Origin of the sequence: Ferroacidibacillus organovorans (genome assembly GCF_001516615.1) — a bacterium.
In the GTDB taxonomy this organism is placed as follows: Bacteria; Bacillota; Bacilli; order Alicyclobacillales; family SLC66; genus Ferroacidibacillus; species Ferroacidibacillus ferrooxidans_B.
This window is the reverse complement of record NZ_LPVJ01000019.1, coordinates 104233-122226: the sequence shown is the minus strand read 5'-3', so window position 1 is coordinate 122226 and position 17994 is coordinate 104233. Positions and strand designations below refer to the sequence as shown.

Here is a 17994-nt window from a genome sequence, read left to right as displayed (position 1 = left end):
AATGCGCGTCAAAATTTGAATCCGTTCCTTTTTAGAAATTCGGAAATACGAGTCTCGTCGTTCGTATGAAGAACTGCACTCAGTTTGCGAGAAAACGCTGGATCTGATTGCATGCGTTGTAAAAATTTCTGCGTCTCTACCGCATTTAGCCGTACATTCGAGCGAGCAGATACAGCTTTCATGGTTCACCTCCAAATTCGACCTAATCTACTCTATGTAGCTAGACACATGAACGGACGGGCTTATCGCTGCGTTCATCCGCACAATTTCAAACATCTTTCAACGCGCACAAAAAAACTGAGCGTCTACGCCTAGGCGGACGTTCAGTTTGTTCAGTTCGACCATTAGGTTAATCCCGTGTTCTGCGTCAGTACGCCTGGTTTCCGCCAAACGTCATGATCCAGATCGATCCTGCCACAATCGCAAAGGTAAACAACAAGCCCAGCGCAAGCGCGACAATATGATAGCGTGGACCGGGACTATCTCTGATGTGCATAAACAGGAACAATTGAACGACAATTTGCAAAGCAGCCAATACCAGGATCAGTGAAACAAGCGCAGTAAACCCGATCACATGCGCCTGCACCATCCAAAGAGCGAGCAGAGTTAGCGCGATTGACAACACAAAGCCCACGATGTGGTTCCAAGGAAATGCCCGATCTGCCGCGTTTGTATTCATCCATGCGCCACCCCCGTAAGATAGACGACCGTGAAGATAAACACCCACACGACATCGAGAAAGTGCCAATAGAGACCGACCACAAACACCTTGCGCGCCGTCGTGCTGTCAAGTCCTGTACGCCACAATTGATAGAGAATTGACAGCATCCAGAGAATTCCAAGCGATACGTGACAGCCGTGCGTGCCAACGAGTGTGAAAAATGCGGAGAGAAACGCGCTGCGCTGAAGTGTCGCCCCGTGCGTTGCGTATTTGATGAACTCACTGAGTTCAAGGCCTATGAACGATGCCCCCAGCAAGACGGTTACCACAAGCCAAAACGAAAGCCAGCCGCGCTTTTGCCGATGCATCTGAAACGTGGCCAAGCCGCATGTAAAGCTACTCGTAAGCAGGATCAACGTCTCTGCCATAAAGATCGGCACCTCAAACAATTGTGCCTCGCCCGGGCCCCCGGCTGTGTTTGCGCGCAACACCACGTAGGTTGCAAATAGCGTGCCAAAGAGCACGAGGTCCGTCGCGATGAAAAGCCAAAATCCGTAAATTTTAAGCACATCATCTTCACGCTGGTATTCAAGCGGTTTGGTCTCATCCGAATCTGGCAAAACGGCGTCATGCGCAATCGCCAAACCTATGCCCTCCCCAAACTGGATTCAATATGCTGAATTTCTTCGACAGGAATGTAATAGTCGGTATCTCGCTCAACCGATCGCATCAAGAGGCTCGTCAATATACCGACAAGCCCTGCAAGCGCGAGCGGATACCACTCGAAAACCAGCCCGAACCCACCAAAAAAGAAACACAGGGACATAATGAACGGCCTTCCGGAATTCTTTGGCATGTGAATCGGCTGAAACGGTTTTGTTACTCTTTGCTCGTCTCCTTTTTTCATTTCTTCTTTTTGCGTCCACCACGCGTCACGCCCCGTCACAATAGGAAGATGGGCAAAGTTGTAGTGGGGCGCTGGCGAGGGCAAAGACCACTCCAATGTTCGTCCATTCCACGGGTCACCTGTTTTGTCGCGCACACCCCAAATTGCGCTGTAGAGAATCTCGACGACGATGAGAATGAAGGCGATTCCCATCAAATAGGCGCCAATCGTCGAAATGAGATTAAGTGTCGACCAGCCGAGTCCAGATGGATAGGTGTAGACTCTTCGCGTCATCCCCATAAAACCGAGTTGATATTGGGGCATGAAGCAAACGTAAAACCCGATGTTGAAGAGCCAAAACGCATAGCGTCCGATGCGTTCATCAAGAATGAAGCCAAACATCTTCGGCCACCAATAGTACATCCCGGCGAGCATGCCATAGACGACGCCGCCGATGAGCACCTGATGAAAGTGGGCGATCAAAAAATAGCTGTTGTGATACTGATAGTCGCCAGGAGCTGCCGCCAACATGATTCCCGTCGCGCCGCCTATCGCGAAATTCGGAATGAATCCGATCGCCCAAAGCATGGGAAGCGACGTGCGAATCCTCCCTTTAAACATCGTGAACAGCCAGTTAAACACCTTTACCCCCGTCGGAATTCCCACACACATCGACGCGATGGCAAAAAAACTATTGACGCCAGGTCCCGCCCCCATCGTAAAGAAGTGGTGCGCCCATACAAAGTAGCTGATGACCGCGATGGTCATCAAGGAAGCGACCATGGATGTGTACCCAAAGATCCGTTTGCGCGAGAATGTCGCAAATACTTCCGAGAAAATCCCAAACGCCGGGAGAACCACAATATAGACTTCGGGATGGCCCCACACCCAAAAGAGATTCACGTACATCATCGGATTGCCGCCCTGCACCATCGAAAAAAAATGGGCGCCTGCCAGACGATCGATCAAAAGCAGCGCAAGCGCCACCGTCAATGCAGGAAACGCAAAAATGATCAAGACCGATGCAGACAAAACAGACCAGGGAAAAAGCGGCATCCGCATCAGCGTCATTCCAGGCGCGCGCATTCTCAAAATGGTCACCAGGAAATTGATCCCTGTCGCGATGCTGCCGATTCCTGAGATTTGCAGCGCGAGAAGATAAAAATTCTCACCTGGACCTGGGTCAAACGGGGTTTCTGCCAGTGGAGGATAACTGACCCATCCCGCGTCCGGCGACCCTCCGATGACAAACGACAGATTAAATAGCATTGCGCCAAAGAAAAATAGCCAGAAACTAATCGCGTTCAGGTATGGAAACGCCACATCGCGCGCACCGATCTGCAGAGGCACCGCGATATTCATCATCGCAAAGATGAGCGGCATGGCCATGAACAAGATCATGATCGTTCCGTGTGTCGTAAAGATCTGGTCGTAGTGTTCTGCACCGAGAAAGTGGTTGTTCGGAAACGCGAGTTGTGTTCGCATCAACACAGAGTCCACCCCACCGCGAAACATCATCGCGAGCGCCGCGAGAAGGTACATAATGCCAATTTTTTTGTGATCAACTGTCGTGATCCATTCTTCCCACAGCCAGCGCCATCTTCGAAAATAGGTGAGCACAAAAACAATTCCGACAAGCGTCAATGCGATCAGAACATCAGAAGCGTAGATCATGGGGTCACCCGAGACAAAAAAGGGTGTGGGCGGATGGCGATCATAGCCTGGCATCTCTCAAATTCCTCTCTATATCAATTCTGGTTGAGCAAGTTCAGTCCCATGTGACACCAATGGACATTCCCCTAAACCCCCTCAGTCAGGCGTCCCCAAAATAGACAGATCCCGCTTCATGTACATTCCGCCTTCTTGCTTGATCATGTCGCGAAAAATGGTGGGCGGATAGGATGAATAGGACAACTGGCCAACCACGCTCGGTTGCACCAAGCCGTGATATCCATTCATTGTGAGAGGCGGGGCCGTCATTTTTACGTGTTGTACCCATGCGTCAAATTGAACTTGTCTCACTGCATGAACATTGAACTGCATATGCGCAAACCCCTTGCCTGAAAAATTTGCGCCGTGACCATAATAGACCCCCGGTTGGTCTGCCTGAAGCCACAGTCGCATCGCCATTCCCGGCATGGTATACTCTTGGCCACCCAATTCTGGAACCCAAAAGGAGTTCATTGGAGCATTTGACGTGAGCACAAACTGGACGGGACGATGGGCGGGAATCTCACAATAGTTCACTGTGGCCACCTGCTGGCCAGGGTATTGAAACATCCATTTCCAGTCGAGGGATGTGACAAGGATCGTGAGTGGATTCGATACCTTTTCCGGAGGATGCGTCAACGCAAACGTGTCTTTTGCTGTAAAAAAACCGAGAACAGCGACGATCACGATCGGAATCCCCCACCAGATCCCCTCAAGCATGCGACTCTCAGACCACTCTGGTTCATAAGGGGCCGTATTATTTGGCGTGTCGCGATAGGTGCGAACGATATACCAAAGCAGAAGAATCACGGGTACTACGACAATCGTGACAAGAATAATTGACAAGATAATCAGATGTTCCTCAATTCGGCTCACGGGTCCCGCCGGATGAAAAACGAGAACGTTCGAACTGCATCCTGTCAATGATAAAGCACAGATAGAAAGTGTCAGCCACCTTATGGAGCGACGGATAAAACCATGCATCGCCATGATCTTCTCCTTTGTGAGGGATTCAAAATGCATCCTATTTCGAGTTGACAAAATGAAATGTTCAGCGCGTCTCAAACCATTACGGTCGCGCCGAGTAGAGATGATAAACGCGCAATTCCCACAAGAGAAGCATGACAGCGACCAACACAACAATGGCGATTCCAATACGAAGATTTTTTGTTTTACGTCCTAGTGCCATGTAGCGGCCCCCTGCCATCAAAGGTGTCTGCATTGGAAGTGTTATCTGTTAGACGTTAACCAATAACCGTCAAACCACCACAAAACGGCGCCCAGCGCGACAAGAAAGACGATCGTCGCAAGAAAAATCCATGTGACTCTCGTCATACCTCGATTTGCATCTCTCATCATGTAGCGGCCCCCTCACGCATTCCGTAAAAAAAGTATGTGTAGAAAACAGGTGAGTTATCCAAGCTTTTCCGAGGATGGGCTATGCCGATCAACATAAAAAAAGAGAGCGCAGTGAATCCTGCCTCTCCGTTTACTGTCAGTTTTCTTATTCTTTTATCACGAGAGATACCCCAAGAAGAATGAAAAAAGCTCCGATCCAAAACAGGAAACCTACACGCTCACCGAGAATCAGCCAGCCAAGCCATGTCCCAATCAGCGGCTGAAAGAAAAAATAGAGCCCACCCGTACCGGCATCAAGCCACTGCAAGCCCTTGTTCCACAAGAAAAATGCCCCAGCAGTAGATACCACGCCAAGATACAGCACGCCACCAAAGATCACGGGATGGAAAAAAACCCCTGGTGAAAGGCGCATCAACGGCGCATAAACAAATGGTGTGATGGCAAGGGTTGCCGTCAAAATGGCGTACATTGTGACGGCAACCTGCGAATAGGAATGCGGAACACGCTTGACAAAGACGGACATAAGCGCCCATGTAAGTGCCGCAATGACCAGAATGAAGCCGCCAAGTTGATAGGAACGATTAAATCCACCAATTCCAACGACCATCAATACACCGATTGTGGCAAGCACCGCAGAGACTGCCCTTCGCAGCGTAACCCTTTCACCCAAAAAAATCCGGCCAAAAACAACCATAAACGCAGGTGTCGCTGACGTAATCATCGCGCCCATCTGTGCGGTGGATAGCTTTGTTCCATAAAACTGCGCGCCAATCGACAAGGTATATCCGATCATCCCAATCGCCAGAATCGCTGGCATATCTTTGCGATGAATGCGCCAGGATTGACGCGTGATCACCATCCATAACGCCAGCACGATGAGCGCGACCACGTAGCGAAGCCACACAAGCAAAAGCGGCTGCAACACAGTCAAGATCAGCTTGCTTACAACGTACATGCCGCCCCAAATACTTGCCGCAAGCGCCATGTAAAATCCGCCCAAAACCTTTTTATTCATGTTGTACCCCTCCGTCAATCACTGGACATTGCCTGTCCTCTGACGAAAGAGATCATGATGGGATCCACTTCGCTCAGAGGCGAGGGATTGACGGCACATCATTTTCAAAACGACGTCTGAAGCCCATCTTCTTTACATCCTTTCCGTCTGAACTTCTATGCGTGATCACTGCACAGGTACATTGTAATTGTTTCCGCTGTTGTTGTCCCAATTGTTGTTTTGGTCGTGAAACACAACGTTGAACTCATTTGCATTTGCCGGGATTGTAATCGTCGCCGCAAAACTGCCATTTGACTGTTTAGTCATCGCTGTATCTGTCACGCCTGTAAACCCGTTGTATCCCCAATGCATATCGATGGATGAGGCATTGGGAGCTAGCGTGCCATCGTAATAGATGGTTGCTGGTTGACCCGCAACAAGCGGATATGGATTGGTATCCACAGTGCCTGGCATTTGAATTTCCATATTGTAATTCTGCCCACCGTTGTTATCCCACGTCCCACTCTGATTGTAAAAGGCGACATTTAACTGTGAGCCGACTGGAATCGAAACCGTCGCCTTCCATGAACCGTTGTCCTGTTTCACCATCGGCGTATCGATGATAGAATTCCAGCCATTGTACCCCCAATGCATCGTCACTGTACTCGCCGTCGAAGCAAGAGACCCATCATAATAAATGGATGCCGTTTGACCGGCTGTGAGTGGACTTGTATTAGAACTTACTGCGGGCAAAGCTGCGCCAGATACGAGTGGACCTCCTGCCTGCTCTAACATTGTCGCATAGTGTCCAGGCAGAGTAACTGTAATGTTACCGCTGCTGTCAACCGTATAACTTGCGGCTTCTGTCACACCGTTAACCAGCGGGGTCACGTTTGTAAGGGTGCTGCCGATCAAGCAGCCCGCGTCAGCTGCCGGAATCGTCTCTGTCTGTGTTGTGTTACTATTGTTTAAGATGATCAGCATTCGCTGGTTTGCATCAAAACGGGAAAATGCATAGACATTTGTATTGTCGTCCGCCACCAAGGTCATGAAGGAACCATCTCGAAGTGCGCTGTATTGATGACGCAACGCGATGAGCTGCTGATAGAGTTGAAAAACGCTGTTGCCGCCATTGGCAACCTGACTCCAGTCAAACGTCCAGCGCTTTCCTGCGTCATTTGTCCCTCCACCCATCATGCCATACTCGTCACCGTAGTAGATCGTTGGAAGTCCCACATATGAAAATTCAAGAAAAGCACCCAAATCGTCTTTCCATACATTCGGAGTTCCTCCATAAGGCTCCGTAAATGTCGAACCATTGGGTGCTGTATACGTTTTATAGGAGATGGTCTCTGCAGCCCGTTCTCCGAATCGTGGTGTGTCTTGTGTACTCAGTTGATTCACCTGTGTCAATTGTGCGGCACGCGGTGCTTGGACAAGCGTATTGTGCAGCCATTGATCCAATTGGGTGGGATCAATGCTATTCGCGTTAAATCCGTCATCATATCCAGTGATCCACTCGGAAGCTGGCTGCAAAAATCCGTTATAATTGACGGAACTGTCCCATTGATTGCCGTTTAACCATTCATAGGGCTGTGATCCCTCAAACCATTCCCCAAATATAAATGCATTCGGGTTGGCTGCCTTGACAGACGAGCGAAATCCCTGCCAGACCGCATGATTCGTCGGATCATTGTAATTTCCATTTGCTTCTGGATCGTAGCCATTTGCCCCGACATGGCCTGGCGCGTCAAGCCTCCAGCCATCGATGAGATAAGGCGGATTTAAATAAGTCTGTACCACGCTGTTGCTATTACCATAAATTTCACCCTGCAGGGATGTCGACCCATAATTCAACTTAGGCAAATTCGCAACACCTTCAAAGGTAGCGTAGGAATTTGGCCAAGAGGAGAAAGTATACCAATTGTAATATGAGCTGGTCTGACTCGATTGTGCCCCTTGGAACCAGGCATTGCTCGCCCCGGTGTGATTAAAAACACCATCAAGAACTATGCGACCCTTTTGCCCCGCTGAATCCGTTGAATTGTGAACATCCGAAGAGAGCTGTTGAAGCGCCGAATTTCCGCCAAAGTGCGGATCCACTTGAAAATAGTTTTGCGTGTCATACTTGTGATTTGTGTTTGCAGTAAAAATTGGATTGAGATAAAGAATATTGGCTCCCAGTGAATTCGTGATATACGAAAGCTTTTGGTCAACCCCTTCCAGATCCCCGCCTGCAAATGCGACTTGATCTGTTCCACCTTGGTTGCCAAGTTCCGGGTCCTGTCCCCAATTCAATTGAACCGTCGGATTCCCTTGCCAGGTATAGGCGCCATTGGTCACGTCGTTTGCTGTGTTTCCGTTAAAAAAACGGTCAACAAAAATCTGATACTGTACACCTCTTTGAGCCCAAGTCGGCGTCGTAAACCCAGGTGCAATCCAAAAATCGCCACCTGTGGGTCCATTGGCAGGAGCCGTTGACGCAGCGCCAAACCCGTTGTAATAAGCAGTGCTCGTTCCGTCATTCGCTTGAAAATAGTAAAACCTCGTATCTGCGCTCGCGGGCAGCGTGACAGTCCAAAATTCATACAGACCATTCGCATCAGTTCCAGAATAGCTCATGGGATACGTCGACGTTATGCCTGTTACATTGTCATACACAATCGCCTCAGCACTTGTTAAATTATTCGCAGTTGCACGCAACGTGAGCTGAACCGGATCAATCGGTGATGGCTCTTGCGGTGAAAAATACAATGGCCCTTGGTCTGCAAAAAGGCCATCCCACTGAACCGTTGAATACGTTGTTGCGTGTGCCCCCATGACAGGATAGAGCAACCCTAATGTAAGAACGATCCCGGCAGCGCGGTTGATCTTCTGCCTTCTATTAAAAATCCTGCGTTTCATCATACAACCTCCTTTTTAGAATCAAATCAACAAGAATCGATTTATAGCATATGTGCAAACGATTGCGCAGACGAACCAAAAAATTAGTACACGAAATCAGGCAACTAAAAATGAGATTGAGTCTAATCGCTTGAAATCGTTTTCACGAAGGCAACCACCCACCCCTCAAGAATGCAGCTAAAAGGCCTTCACCAAGACATTCCTATAATGCGTATGCAACGATTCTATAAGGTTATGAGTTGTACTGCAACAAAAAAATGACGATCCACGCAAAAAATGGGTCAATTCACTCTCTCCCTACCACGCCACCAATAGGTCACGCCAAGAATTGCGATCACACCAATTACACTGCCAAGTTGTGACGCGTGGAATAGACCGATGGATTGTACCAGCCACCCAAAATTGCGACGCCGCAACAAATGCGTAGAGCGCGATGAGATTTTTCTGCCCTGCTCGCACTTGATTGATAAATTCATCCACGTTTTCCTGTCCTCCGTTTCGTCCAAAAAGAAAAACCTTCCAGGATACGTCCCTGAATGGCTGGACTCGAAGGTTTTGCAGATCGCCAAGGTGTGTTATCCGTTGGGATGCGGCATGCCGTATGAGTCGCCAGAAAAGGACAGACGTATCGCGTTTGGCATTTTCATCGGACCAAAAAGGCGCACATAAAACTGCCACGACGACAGTTTCATCAGCATGCGTTCACCCCCTATATAGAATTATTAGTAATTTAACGGTCCATTTGGTAAACGTCAAGGCGCGCAACACCAAATCTGTCTATGAATAAATATGAAAATACTGCGTATAGGATTGACCGAATGTAATCTACTTGATATATTTTGTCTCACAAAAATATTTTGAACTCTCCCTTTAATCTGCAAAGAAGAGTTACCTTTTCTTTGATTTCACAGAGAGGAATGATGGCGTGTTTAGTTTCATCATCAGGCGTCTGCTTCAATCCATTCCTGTCTTGCTGGGAATCTCTCTCTTGTTGTTTTTCATGATGCACGCGATCCCGGGCGGACCGCTTGCCATGTATGATCATGAGCCGGGAATGACCAAAGAACTGCTGGCACAGCTTAAAGCTAATTTTGGTCTCAACAAACCGCTTTGGGTACAGTACCTCAACTGGCTGGGTGGCGCTTTACAAGGCAATTTTGGCTATTCCTTCTCCTACGGCGTGCCTGCACTGCAAATGGTGCTACAGCGCATGCCAGCGACCCTCGAATTGATGCTCTCATCCTTTGTGATTGCCGTCATTCTATCGTTTGTCATCGGCGTGTTCAGCGCGCTTCGCCAATACTCCATCTGGGACTATCTTTTGACCATCCTCAGTTATATCGGTGTCGCCATGCCTACCTTTTGGTTAGGATTGATGGTTCTTGTACTCTTTGCCGTTAAACTACAGTGGTTTCCAGTAGGCGGCATGTCCTCTCCTGGCCAGGCCCTCACCCTCGGCAATCTGATCTGGCATGCCGTATTGCCCGTCAGTATCCTAGCTCTCTATCTTGTCGCACATGAGAGCCGTTATGTCCGCTCCTCGATGCTCGAAGTCTTGGGGGCCGACTATATCCGCACTGCGCGTTCTAAAGGATTGTTCCCATCCGTCATCACATGGAAGCACGCGCTAAAGAACGCACTTCTTCCAGTCATCACCGTGATGGTCATGGATGGCGCTTATCTTTTTGGAGGAGCGCTTGTCACAGAAACAATCTTTTCCTGGCCTGGTATGGGCCGCCTCTTTATCCAAGCGATTACACAGGATGACTACCCTGTCATCATGGTCGTCATTTCTTTGCTCTCTGTGATCATCGTTCTCGCAAATATCCTCGCTGACGTTCTCTATGCAGTGCTCGACCCACGCGTGAAATATGACTGAGGTTCAATCCATAAGGAGTGTGCTCTGACGTGGCGATTGCTACAGAACCGACCGCAGCAAAACCGTTTTCCATAGTAACAGCGAATCAGCAGCGCATGATCAAGCGCATTTTTCGCAATAAGATCACGGTCGTCGCAACAGGTTTTTTGCTCCTCGTGGCGCTGTCCGCCATCTTTGCACCATGGATAGCGCCGTATACACTGAACACCCCCGATCTAAACGCGATGCTGGCGCCGCCAAGCAGTGCCCACCTCATGGGAACCGACGATGTGGGGATTGACCTCTTCACAGAGGTGCTGTACGGCGGAAGAATCTCTCTCATGATCGGTCTGTCTTCCGCGCTCATCGCCGTAATGATCGGCGGTGCCATCGGTTCCATCGCAGGTTATTTTGGCGGCACCGTCGACGCGATTCTCATGCGACTCACCGATGTCGGACTGTCCGTGCCCCTCCTTTTTGTCATTCTCGGGCTCGTGGCGGTGCTCGGACCGTCGCCGACGACCATCGTCGAGGTGATCAGCCTGACATCCTGGATGTATCCTGCGCGCATCATCCGCAGCCGCTTTCTCTATTTGAAAAGCCTCGACTATGTCACCGCCGCAAAAACCGTCGGGTGTCGCCATGGACGCATCATCTTCTCGCATATCATGCCAAACGCCGTCGCACCGCTCATCGTCAATACAACCCTTTTAGTGGGACAGGCGATCGTGCTTGAATCTGTGATGAGTTTTCTTGGTGCAGGCGTACAGCCACCCAATATTTCGTGGGGATATCTTCTCAATCAAGCGCAGAGTTACTTGACAAGCGCGCCTTGGCTCGCCGTCTTTCCAGGGTTGATGATTTTTCTCGTGGTGCTATGCATCAACGTTCTTGGCGACGCAGTCCGCGACGCGTTTGATGCGAGCTACACCCTTGAAGGGGGGCGATCATGAGATAGATTTGCAGAAGTTCCAATTACGGCCATCATCACATGGGGGGTTCACAAATGACAAAGACACACGTGCGCATCACCTTAGCCGCAACACTCGCATCCTCAGTCCTTTTGGGCGGAAATTTATTGACAACCGTCGCCGCGCACGCAGCGACACCATCCAGCCAAGGTGCGATCATCGACGGACTTTTTGAAGAGCCAGCCAACCTCAATCCGATTCTTGGGCCCGATCAAACCTTCTCAGACATCGTCGAGACAAGCATGTTTAGCAATCTATTTACTGTAACGCCAAATAATCAACTCGTCCCCAATCTCGCGACCGTCGTGCCAACCATCGCAAACGGGGGCATCTCCAAAAATGGTCTCACGTACACCTTTCATCTAAAACCAAACGCCAAGTGGTCCAACGGACAGCCTGTCACATCAAAAGATGTGTGGATCACCTACAAAATCATTACGAACCCGCTCGTCAACGCCGTCTCCACACTTGGATGGACTGACGTGGCGAGCTTTCACACCGTCAATCCCAAAACGTTTGTCATTCACCTGAAAAAACCGGACCCGTCATTTATCGATAACGTGTTTTCAGGAAATCTACCAGGCATTCTCCCCTACAGCGTCTTTGGGAAAATGTCGCCAAAAAATGTTAACACGGCAACGTTCAATCACGCGCCGACCGTGTCGGATGGACCCTTTAAATTCGTCTCATGGGTTCCCGGAGCATCTATCACCGTCACAGCTAACCCCTATTGGTACGGACCAAAACCAAAATCAAAAGAGATCATCTTCAAAATCATCCCAAGCCAGGATACACTCTTGACGAATGCGCAAGCGCACGCGCTCAACGTTTGGTATTTTGACCCGATCGAAGCCGTTCCGCAAATTCAGGCAATTCCAGGTGCAACCTTGCACTTTGCAAATCAGCCTTCTTTTGAAATGGCTGTCGTCAACTTGAAAAATCCGATCCTGGACAACGTTAAAGTCCGTCAAGCGCTGGAAATGGCGATCAACCGCCAAGCGATCGTTCAGGATATCTGGAAGGGTCACGCAAAACTCCTCGCGGCAGACCAACCCGCGATGGCCTGGTCATACAATCCAAACCTCAAGCCCTATCCCTATAACCCCACTGAGGCAAAAACACTTCTTGCCCAAGCGGGATGGAAAATGGGCTCGAATGGGTATCTCCAGAAAAACGGAAAGACCTTCCGTCTCGTCTACTCAACGACTGCTGGAAACGCCTATCGCGAGGCGACAGAACGGCTTTTACAGTTTTGGTTGAAACAAGTAGGCATTCAACTGGTCATTCGCAATTACCCTGCCAACGAATTTTTCGGTACCGTCCTTCCTTCCGGAAAGGGCTGGGATCTCGGAGAGTTTGAATACGGGGACAGCACAGATCCCACCTTTGGTCCATACCAGCTCTTCACTTCGATGGGCGCACAGAACTTTGGACAATACAACAATCCTCAGGTCGATAAACTGTTCGCGCAACAGTCCGTATTGACGTCTCTCGCACAGCGCAAGGCGATCATGAATAAAGTGGAGGCCATCTTCCATCAGCAATTGCCCGCCCTTTGGTTCTATGCACCGCAACAGATTGACACGACCATCGGGATGACCGGATACGTCCCTAATCCTTGGGGAGTCGATACGTGGAATTGCTATGACTGGGCATTGACCAAATAAGAACAAGAGATTCGACTTCTGCCAGCGGTCCGAAACGCGAGGAATTCCCTCCGTCTCGGGCCGCTATCCATTTTCATAGAGACATACTTTGAGACATACTTTCTGTCGCATAACTCATAGGATCAAAAATACGGACAGATCGACACTCTCAGGAGCTGAACGAACGTGAAGCGATCCCTTCCATTTGGGTACAAACGAGAACCACGCTTGATGTTTTCCGTACTGTCACTCATCCTTGCGATAGCGCTTGTCATCTTCCTTATCGCCAACACAATCTTCGCCTTGAACCCGTTTCAAACAGGCAATCCCCTCATGTCAGAGGTCACCGTAGGTGAACGAGTGATCGGAGACTGGCAATACAACGGAGAAAACCAACAGGGTCAACTGGTATTTTACAATGGCTATCAATCCGTGATCATGCCTGGAAATTCCAAGACATTCGCCGCAGACGGAGAATACGTAAACATTATATCCCATACACACGACACGCTTACGTATGAAACTGCACTCAATTCTGAACTCATCAATATCAAGTCGATCGCTGCAGTCCTTCTTCTCTTTCTTCTGCTCATCATGATGCCATTTGTCATTAACCGTTACAATCGTAAAACAAGACAGCGAAGCGCAAGCACCAAGCGAAGAAAAAACAACTCAAGTCATTTTCACGCGATACGCCACAGACGTTCGCGCTAAAAAAACAGGATCGCGCACTACGCAACTCTTATCTACACCTTTGTAATATTTCAGACCCGTCGCAAACGATCCAGATCAAAGATCCACTCCTCGCGATTTCCCATAATCGTCCCATCCCGTCGCAGCTCATTCCACAAGCGATTCACAGATTCGCGCGTCATCCCAATCATGTGCGCGATCTCTTCGTGTGTCATGTGAAGTTTAACATGAACGCCTTTTTCACCCGGTTGACCGTGCTCGTCACAAATGTGGCGAATAAACGCATAAACGCGTTGCCGGGTATCTGTCGTAGCCAACTCCTGAAGTTTCGTTTGGAGTATGAGGATCTGTTCACCCATGACCCGCATCACTTTTCGCGTAATTTCAGGATGCTCCATAAGGAGTGCATCAAAATGCGTCCGCTTGATAAAAAGGAGGCTACTCTCGGAAAGACTCTGTGCAGTGCCAGGATAAGGATCATCGCGAAAGAACCCGACATGCGGAAACATTTGTCCGGCACCCAGGACATTGACAATGTGTTCTTTTCCTTCATCATCCACTTTGAATACTTTGACAAGTCCGCGTTGAAGAAAGAATACTGCTTCACGATCATCCCCTTCCATAAATAGGATCTCACCGCGATGACAGCGTCGCTCTTTGGCAAGATGCACAATCTTGTTTAATTCGTCATCTGTCAATCCGCGAAAAAGCTCGATCTCCTTTAAGACACAAAGCCCTGTTCTCTCCATCAAACATTCTCCTCCAAAAGGTTTCATTTTCTCCATTCATCACATGGGCATCACATCACATTTTCAAAGATGTATGCGCAGCCATTCCGTATAACTTACATTTTTTTAATTGCTATGTTATAATAAGCATTAGGTAATCAACCGCCGAGCAAAGGTGTCGCGCATGCCAAATGTCAAACTGGGTATTCTCGAATTCTAAAGGAGGCCAACCCATTGGATCTAAAGGGTATTCATCATCTTACCGCAGTCACAGCGAATGTTCGCGAAAATTACTCGTTTTATACGTCAGTCCTTGGTTTGCGACTGGTAAAGCGCAGTGTGAACCAAGACGACGTCAGCGCATATCACCTTTTTTACAGTGGGGACAACGTTGGTTCCCCCGGTAACGATTTGACATTTTTTGATTGGGATGTGCCGCGCGAACAGCGGGGTACGCACAGCATCATTCGCACTGGATTACGCGTAAAAAATGCTCAGGCCGTATACTGGTGGCATGAGTGGCTCACAGAAAAGCAGGTTAAACACGATCCACCTCAGGAAATTGACGGACGCGAAACGATCCTCTTTGAAGACTTTGAGGGGCAGCGCCTCGCGATCATTGCTGACAGTGCGACAAGTGATCCCCACCAGGCCTGGGAAAAAAGTGTGGTGCCACCTTCCATGCAAATTCGCGGACAGGGTCCCATCACGTTGAGCGTACCCGATCTGCACAACACGGATGTCGTACTCATCAATGTGCTCAACATGCGCCAAGTTCGCAGCTACTCCCTGCCAGATCGCCAAACGGATCAAGTGTATGTCTATGAGATGGGCGACGGTGGCGCGTGCGCAGAACTCCATGTCGCGGTTCAACCCGACCTAAGGCCAGCGCGATCAGGCGCAGGCAGCGTCCATCATGTCGCCTTTCGGACACCGACCTTCGAAGAATACCACCAGTGGGCAGAGCGATTGAGACAGTTTCGCATTCCAAACAGCGGCGAAGTCGATCGTTTTTGGTTCCGCAGCCTGTACTTTCGCGAACCTAACGGCATTCTCTTTGAAATCGCCACAGACGAACCCGGTTTTACCGTTGATGAACCCATGGAGACACTCGGCGAATCGGTCGTGCTCCCACCCTTTCTTGAACCGCATCGCGCAAACATCGTGGCCAATCTCAAACCCCTCACCTAGTGCGAATAGCATAGAAACCCATCACACGATCTACAACGCGTTTCACGCTCTCACAAGTTCCCAGATCGCTTGCGCGTTTCTTGCGCAGCGATCTGCCTGCTCTTTAAGGTTCCACTCCTCGCGAACGCGGGCAAACGCCTCGCGCAATCCTGGAGGGCGAATTGCCACACTGTGCGCGTCACTCGCAATAATGTGCGCCTTGCCTTCGCTGAGCCACCTTTTGGAGAGTTGCTCCGCGTGCACGCCAAATTTCCCCAAAATCGAACCCGTTGTCAACTGAGTATAAACGCCTTCAGCCAATGCTTCATCAAGCAACTCAGGCGAAGTGCGAAGCGGTATGTAACGTTCAGGGTGCGCAAGGACAACCTGGATCCCCTCATCGCGCAGCGCACGCAACGTCGAGGCCGCATCGGCAGGCCATTCATAAAAAGAAAATTCAAGAAGAATGGCCCGCGGTTTTGCCGTAGCGCCGTATCCAATCGCTTGTCCGCTGCGAAGTCGCGCGAGATCTTCCATCACGTGATCCTGTTTTTGAACGGAGTGATGAATCTCCATCGCAGGAACAATCTCAAGCGGTACGCCTTCGCGTTTAAGAGCTTCATTGAGTTTCATCGTTTTCTCTTTTGTGACGTGTGGCTCAACATGATAAGAGTCCGTAAAACCGTGTGGCGTTGCGAACATTCGCGTTGTCCCCTCTGCCACAGCGAGTCGCGCCATCGCGAGTGCCTCTTCTAACGACGCTGCGCCGTCATCGACGCCATAAATGATATGTGCGTGGCAATCGACATCCATGCAGGATCATTCTCCCCCTTTTTCTTCATTCCAGTTTTTCATCATTTCTTTAAACTGCGCGAGATGCCAAAGTTCATGAAGCGCAATCAGATCATACCACTGACGAATGCACAGTTTCCCAAACAGTAGGTGACAAAATCGGCGGTCCAATTCTTCACTCAAAACGGCGCACCTTTCACTTATGAAAACGGAAGCATCGCGAAAAGGTACCAGCGTAACGGGTACACTTTGCAGCGAGCTTCCAAAAATCAAAGCGGCGTGCGATGGGTCAGCTGTACTGCGCAACGATCCGCTTGCGACGATGTACGTATTGATCCGCAGACATCGCGGCGATCGCTCCGTCTGCCGCCGCCACAACCGCCTGTTTTACAGGTGTGCGCCGCGCGTCACCGCCGGCAAAAATTCCTGGTTGTGATGTGCGCAAATATTCATCAACTACCACATAGCCATCCTCATCAAGATCGACAATGCCTGTCAGAAAGTCAGTGCCGGGTCGATTGCCTGAGAGATAGATAAAGACACCGTCCACATTCACCGACGCCTCACCGTCTGGGCCTTTCACAACGACCCCTTCAAAGCGATCCTCACCAAGCACTTCTCGAAGTTGGTGATTGGGATGAATGTCAACATGTTCAAGAGTCTCGATCTCGTCCGGTTCCACGTCGGCGCCGAATTGTTTTCCTGGCAAAAAAACGTGCACTTTCTTTGCAAAGCGAGAAAGTGTGCGAATATCCTCTGCGGCTTCGCCGTTGTCACCGAACACCGCAACCGTTTTACCCTCAAAAAAAGCAGCGTCGCACGTTGCGCAATAACTGACACCGCGTCCTTCAAAGCGTTCTTCACCTTTAACCTTTGAAATGCGACCGCGCGAGCCGACGGCAACAAAAAGCGATTTTGCTTGGATGACGCCATCCGGCAGGTGAACCTGATGCGTATCTGTTCCCGCCACCAGACCCGTGATGTGCGAACGCACAAACTGCGCCCCAAACTGCCTGGCCTGTCTGCGCATGAGCGTGAGCAATTCCAGTCCCGTGACTTCACCGAGCACGCCCGGATAGTTTGCAATCTTGTGGGTCAGCGCAAGCGCGCCTGCCGTCGGCGCTTTATCAATCACCAGCGTTTTTAACCGCCCGCGCGACGCGTAGACTGCGGCAGAAGAGCCAGCCGGACCGCCGCCAATGATCACAAGATCGTACAAGGTGTCATACAGTGCCGGTTCAAGTGCCGAGAAAACCTCTTCCGCGTCACGTTCTGCCAACTCATCGCTCACATCAACGCGCGTCTTTGCTTCAATACCGAGTTCGGCAAGCTTCTTTTTCATCGCGTTCGGGCGATAGCCTATGACGGGTTCACTGCCGAGAAATGTAACAGGCACCGAGTAGATGCCCTGACGGTGGAGGTCGTCAAAGTACGCCTCATTTTCTGTGACATTGCGCTCTTCATAGTGAAGACCCCACGAGGTCAAGTCTGCTTTAATCTTCTTGCAATACTCGCATCCCGTACTTGAGTAGAGAATAATCTCTGCCATCCCTGCACCGCCTTTTTGCTTGTGGCTTCCATCACGATGTGAAACGCGCAGCAACTTCTGAAAAGCGACCACA

17 protein-coding genes are annotated in these 17994 nt (G+C 49.8%); 5 read left to right on the top strand and 12 right to left on the bottom strand.

Features of this window, described 5'->3' with window-relative positions:
• Positions 1 to 367 precede the first annotated feature (367 nt).
• The 8 genes from ATW55_RS06480 to ATW55_RS16995 all read right to left on the bottom strand — a co-directional run bounded on the left by ATW55_RS06480 (position 368) and on the right by ATW55_RS16995 (position 9212).
• Positions 368 to 679, bottom strand: a complete 312-nt coding sequence (locus ATW55_RS06480) for a cytochrome o ubiquinol oxidase subunit IV (RefSeq protein ID WP_067714364.1) — start codon at positions 677 to 679, stop codon at positions 368 to 370.
• Complete coding sequence (gene qoxC, locus ATW55_RS06475) at positions 676 to 1305, bottom strand: cytochrome aa3 quinol oxidase subunit III (protein WP_067714360.1); 630 nt, start codon at positions 1303 to 1305, stop codon at positions 676 to 678. The genes ATW55_RS06480 and qoxC overlap by 4 nt, the downstream gene beginning before the upstream one ends.
• 2 nt (positions 1306 to 1307) lie before the next feature.
• Entirely contained in the window at positions 1308 to 3275 is a 1968-nt protein-coding gene (locus ATW55_RS06470; RefSeq protein WP_067714357.1) for a cbb3-type cytochrome c oxidase subunit I, read from the bottom strand.
• An 81-nt stretch (positions 3276 to 3356) separates the two neighbouring features.
• Positions 3357 to 4247, bottom strand: a complete 891-nt coding sequence (locus ATW55_RS06465; RefSeq protein ID WP_067714354.1) for a cytochrome c oxidase subunit II — start codon at positions 4245 to 4247, stop codon at positions 3357 to 3359.
• A gap of 240 nt (positions 4248 to 4487) precedes the next feature.
• On the bottom strand, positions 4488 to 4616 hold the full coding sequence (locus ATW55_RS17000; RefSeq protein WP_268753373.1) for a hypothetical protein: 129 nt from the start codon (positions 4614 to 4616) through the stop codon (positions 4488 to 4490).
• 145 nt (positions 4617 to 4761) lie between these two features.
• Positions 4762 to 5631 (bottom strand): DMT family transporter, encoded by an 870-nt coding sequence (locus tag ATW55_RS06460; protein ID WP_067714351.1) that lies wholly within the window; start codon positions 5629 to 5631, stop codon positions 4762 to 4764.
• Positions 5632 to 5796: 165 nt separating this feature from the next.
• Complete coding sequence (locus tag ATW55_RS06455) at positions 5797 to 8514, bottom strand: alpha-amylase family glycosyl hydrolase (protein WP_235587028.1); 2718 nt, start codon at positions 8512 to 8514, stop codon at positions 5797 to 5799.
• 575 nt (positions 8515 to 9089) lie between these two features.
• A complete protein-coding gene (locus ATW55_RS16995; protein ID WP_268753372.1) occupies positions 9090 to 9212 on the bottom strand; it encodes a hypothetical protein in 123 nt (40 codons plus the stop codon).
• Positions 9213 to 9439: 227 nt separating this feature from the next.
• On the opposite strand from ATW55_RS16995, the gene ATW55_RS06445 reads away from it, so the two are divergent.
• The 4 genes from ATW55_RS06445 (at position 9440) to ATW55_RS06430 (ending at position 13703) form a co-directional block, all read left to right on the top strand.
• Entirely contained in the window at positions 9440 to 10393 is a 954-nt protein-coding gene (locus ATW55_RS06445) for an ABC transporter permease (RefSeq protein WP_067714341.1), read from the top strand.
• Between the two features lie 29 nt (positions 10394 to 10422).
• Positions 10423 to 11325, top strand: a complete 903-nt coding sequence (locus ATW55_RS06440) for an ABC transporter permease (protein WP_201024940.1) — start codon at positions 10423 to 10425, stop codon at positions 11323 to 11325.
• A 53-nt stretch (positions 11326 to 11378) separates the two neighbouring features.
• Complete coding sequence (locus tag ATW55_RS06435; RefSeq protein WP_067714338.1) at positions 11379 to 13010, top strand: peptide ABC transporter substrate-binding protein; 1632 nt, start codon at positions 11379 to 11381, stop codon at positions 13008 to 13010.
• Positions 13011 to 13175: 165 nt separating this feature from the next.
• Positions 13176 to 13703, top strand: coding sequence for a hypothetical protein (locus ATW55_RS06430; protein ID WP_067714333.1), 528 nt, complete (start codon positions 13176 to 13178; stop codon positions 13701 to 13703).
• 50 nt (positions 13704 to 13753) lie between these two features.
• Here ATW55_RS06430 and ATW55_RS06425 read toward each other — a convergent pair whose 3' ends face one another.
• A complete protein-coding gene (locus ATW55_RS06425; RefSeq protein WP_067714330.1) occupies positions 13754 to 14431 on the bottom strand; it encodes a Crp/Fnr family transcriptional regulator in 678 nt (225 codons plus the stop codon).
• A gap of 213 nt (positions 14432 to 14644) precedes the next feature.
• Here ATW55_RS06425 and ATW55_RS06420 point away from each other — a divergent pair, with 213 nt between their 5' ends.
• Positions 14645 to 15601 carry a ring-cleaving dioxygenase gene (locus ATW55_RS06420; protein ID WP_067714327.1) on the top strand — a complete coding sequence of 319 codons (957 nt, stop codon included), beginning with the start codon at positions 14645 to 14647 and terminating at the stop codon, positions 15599 to 15601.
• Between the two features lie 42 nt (positions 15602 to 15643).
• Here ATW55_RS06420 and ATW55_RS06415 read toward each other — a convergent pair whose 3' ends face one another.
• From ATW55_RS06415 to ATW55_RS06410, 3 genes are all read right to left on the bottom strand, one after another.
• The gene (locus ATW55_RS06415) at positions 15644 to 16393 is read right to left on the bottom strand and encodes a tyrosine-protein phosphatase (RefSeq protein WP_067714324.1); all 750 of its coding nucleotides are present in this window, start codon (positions 16391 to 16393) and stop codon (positions 15644 to 15646) included.
• A gap of 6 nt (positions 16394 to 16399) precedes the next feature.
• Positions 16400 to 16555 carry a hypothetical protein gene (locus ATW55_RS16280; protein WP_160327177.1) on the bottom strand — a complete coding sequence of 52 codons (156 nt, stop codon included), beginning with the start codon at positions 16553 to 16555 and terminating at the stop codon, positions 16400 to 16402.
• Positions 16556 to 16661: 106 nt separating this feature from the next.
• Positions 16662 to 17921, bottom strand: a complete 1260-nt coding sequence (locus ATW55_RS06410; protein ID WP_082685622.1) for an FAD-dependent oxidoreductase — start codon at positions 17919 to 17921, stop codon at positions 16662 to 16664.
• Between the last annotated feature and the right edge of the window lie 73 nt (positions 17922 to 17994).

Bases quoted from the DNA above. Each gene is read 5' to 3' on its own strand.
- ATW55_RS06480 (WP_067714364.1), bottom strand. From the start codon at position 679: ATGAATACAAACGCGGCAGATCGGGCATTTCCTTGGAACCACATCGTG.
- ATW55_RS06470 (WP_067714357.1), bottom strand. From the start codon at position 3,275: ATGCCAGGCTATGATCGCCATCCGCCCACACCCTTTTTTGTCTCGGGT.
- ATW55_RS06465 (WP_067714354.1), bottom strand. From the start codon at position 4,247: ATGGCGATGCATGGTTTTATCCGTCGCTCCATAAGGTGGCTGACACTT.
- ATW55_RS17000 (WP_268753373.1), bottom strand. From the start codon at position 4,616: ATGATGAGAGATGCAAATCGAGGTATGACGAGAGTCACATGGATTTTT.
- ATW55_RS06460 (WP_067714351.1), bottom strand. From the start codon at position 5,631: ATGAATAAAAAGGTTTTGGGCGGATTTTACATGGCGCTTGCGGCAAGT.
- ATW55_RS06455 (WP_235587028.1), bottom strand. From the start codon at position 8,514: ATGAAACGCAGGATTTTTAATAGAAGGCAGAAGATCAACCGCGCTGCC.
- ATW55_RS16995 (WP_268753372.1), bottom strand. From the start codon at position 9,212: ATGCTGATGAAACTGTCGTCGTGGCAGTTTTATGTGCGCCTTTTTGGT.
- ATW55_RS06435 (WP_067714338.1), top strand. From the start codon at position 11,379: ATGACAAAGACACACGTGCGCATCACCTTAGCCGCAACACTCGCATCC.
- ATW55_RS06425 (WP_067714330.1), bottom strand. From the start codon at position 14,431: ATGGAGAGAACAGGGCTTTGTGTCTTAAAGGAGATCGAGCTTTTTCGC.
- ATW55_RS06415 (WP_067714324.1), bottom strand. From the start codon at position 16,393: ATGGATGTCGATTGCCACGCACATATCATTTATGGCGTCGATGACGGC.
- ATW55_RS06410 (WP_082685622.1), bottom strand. From the start codon at position 17,921: ATGGCAGAGATTATTCTCTACTCAAGTACGGGATGCGAGTATTGCAAG.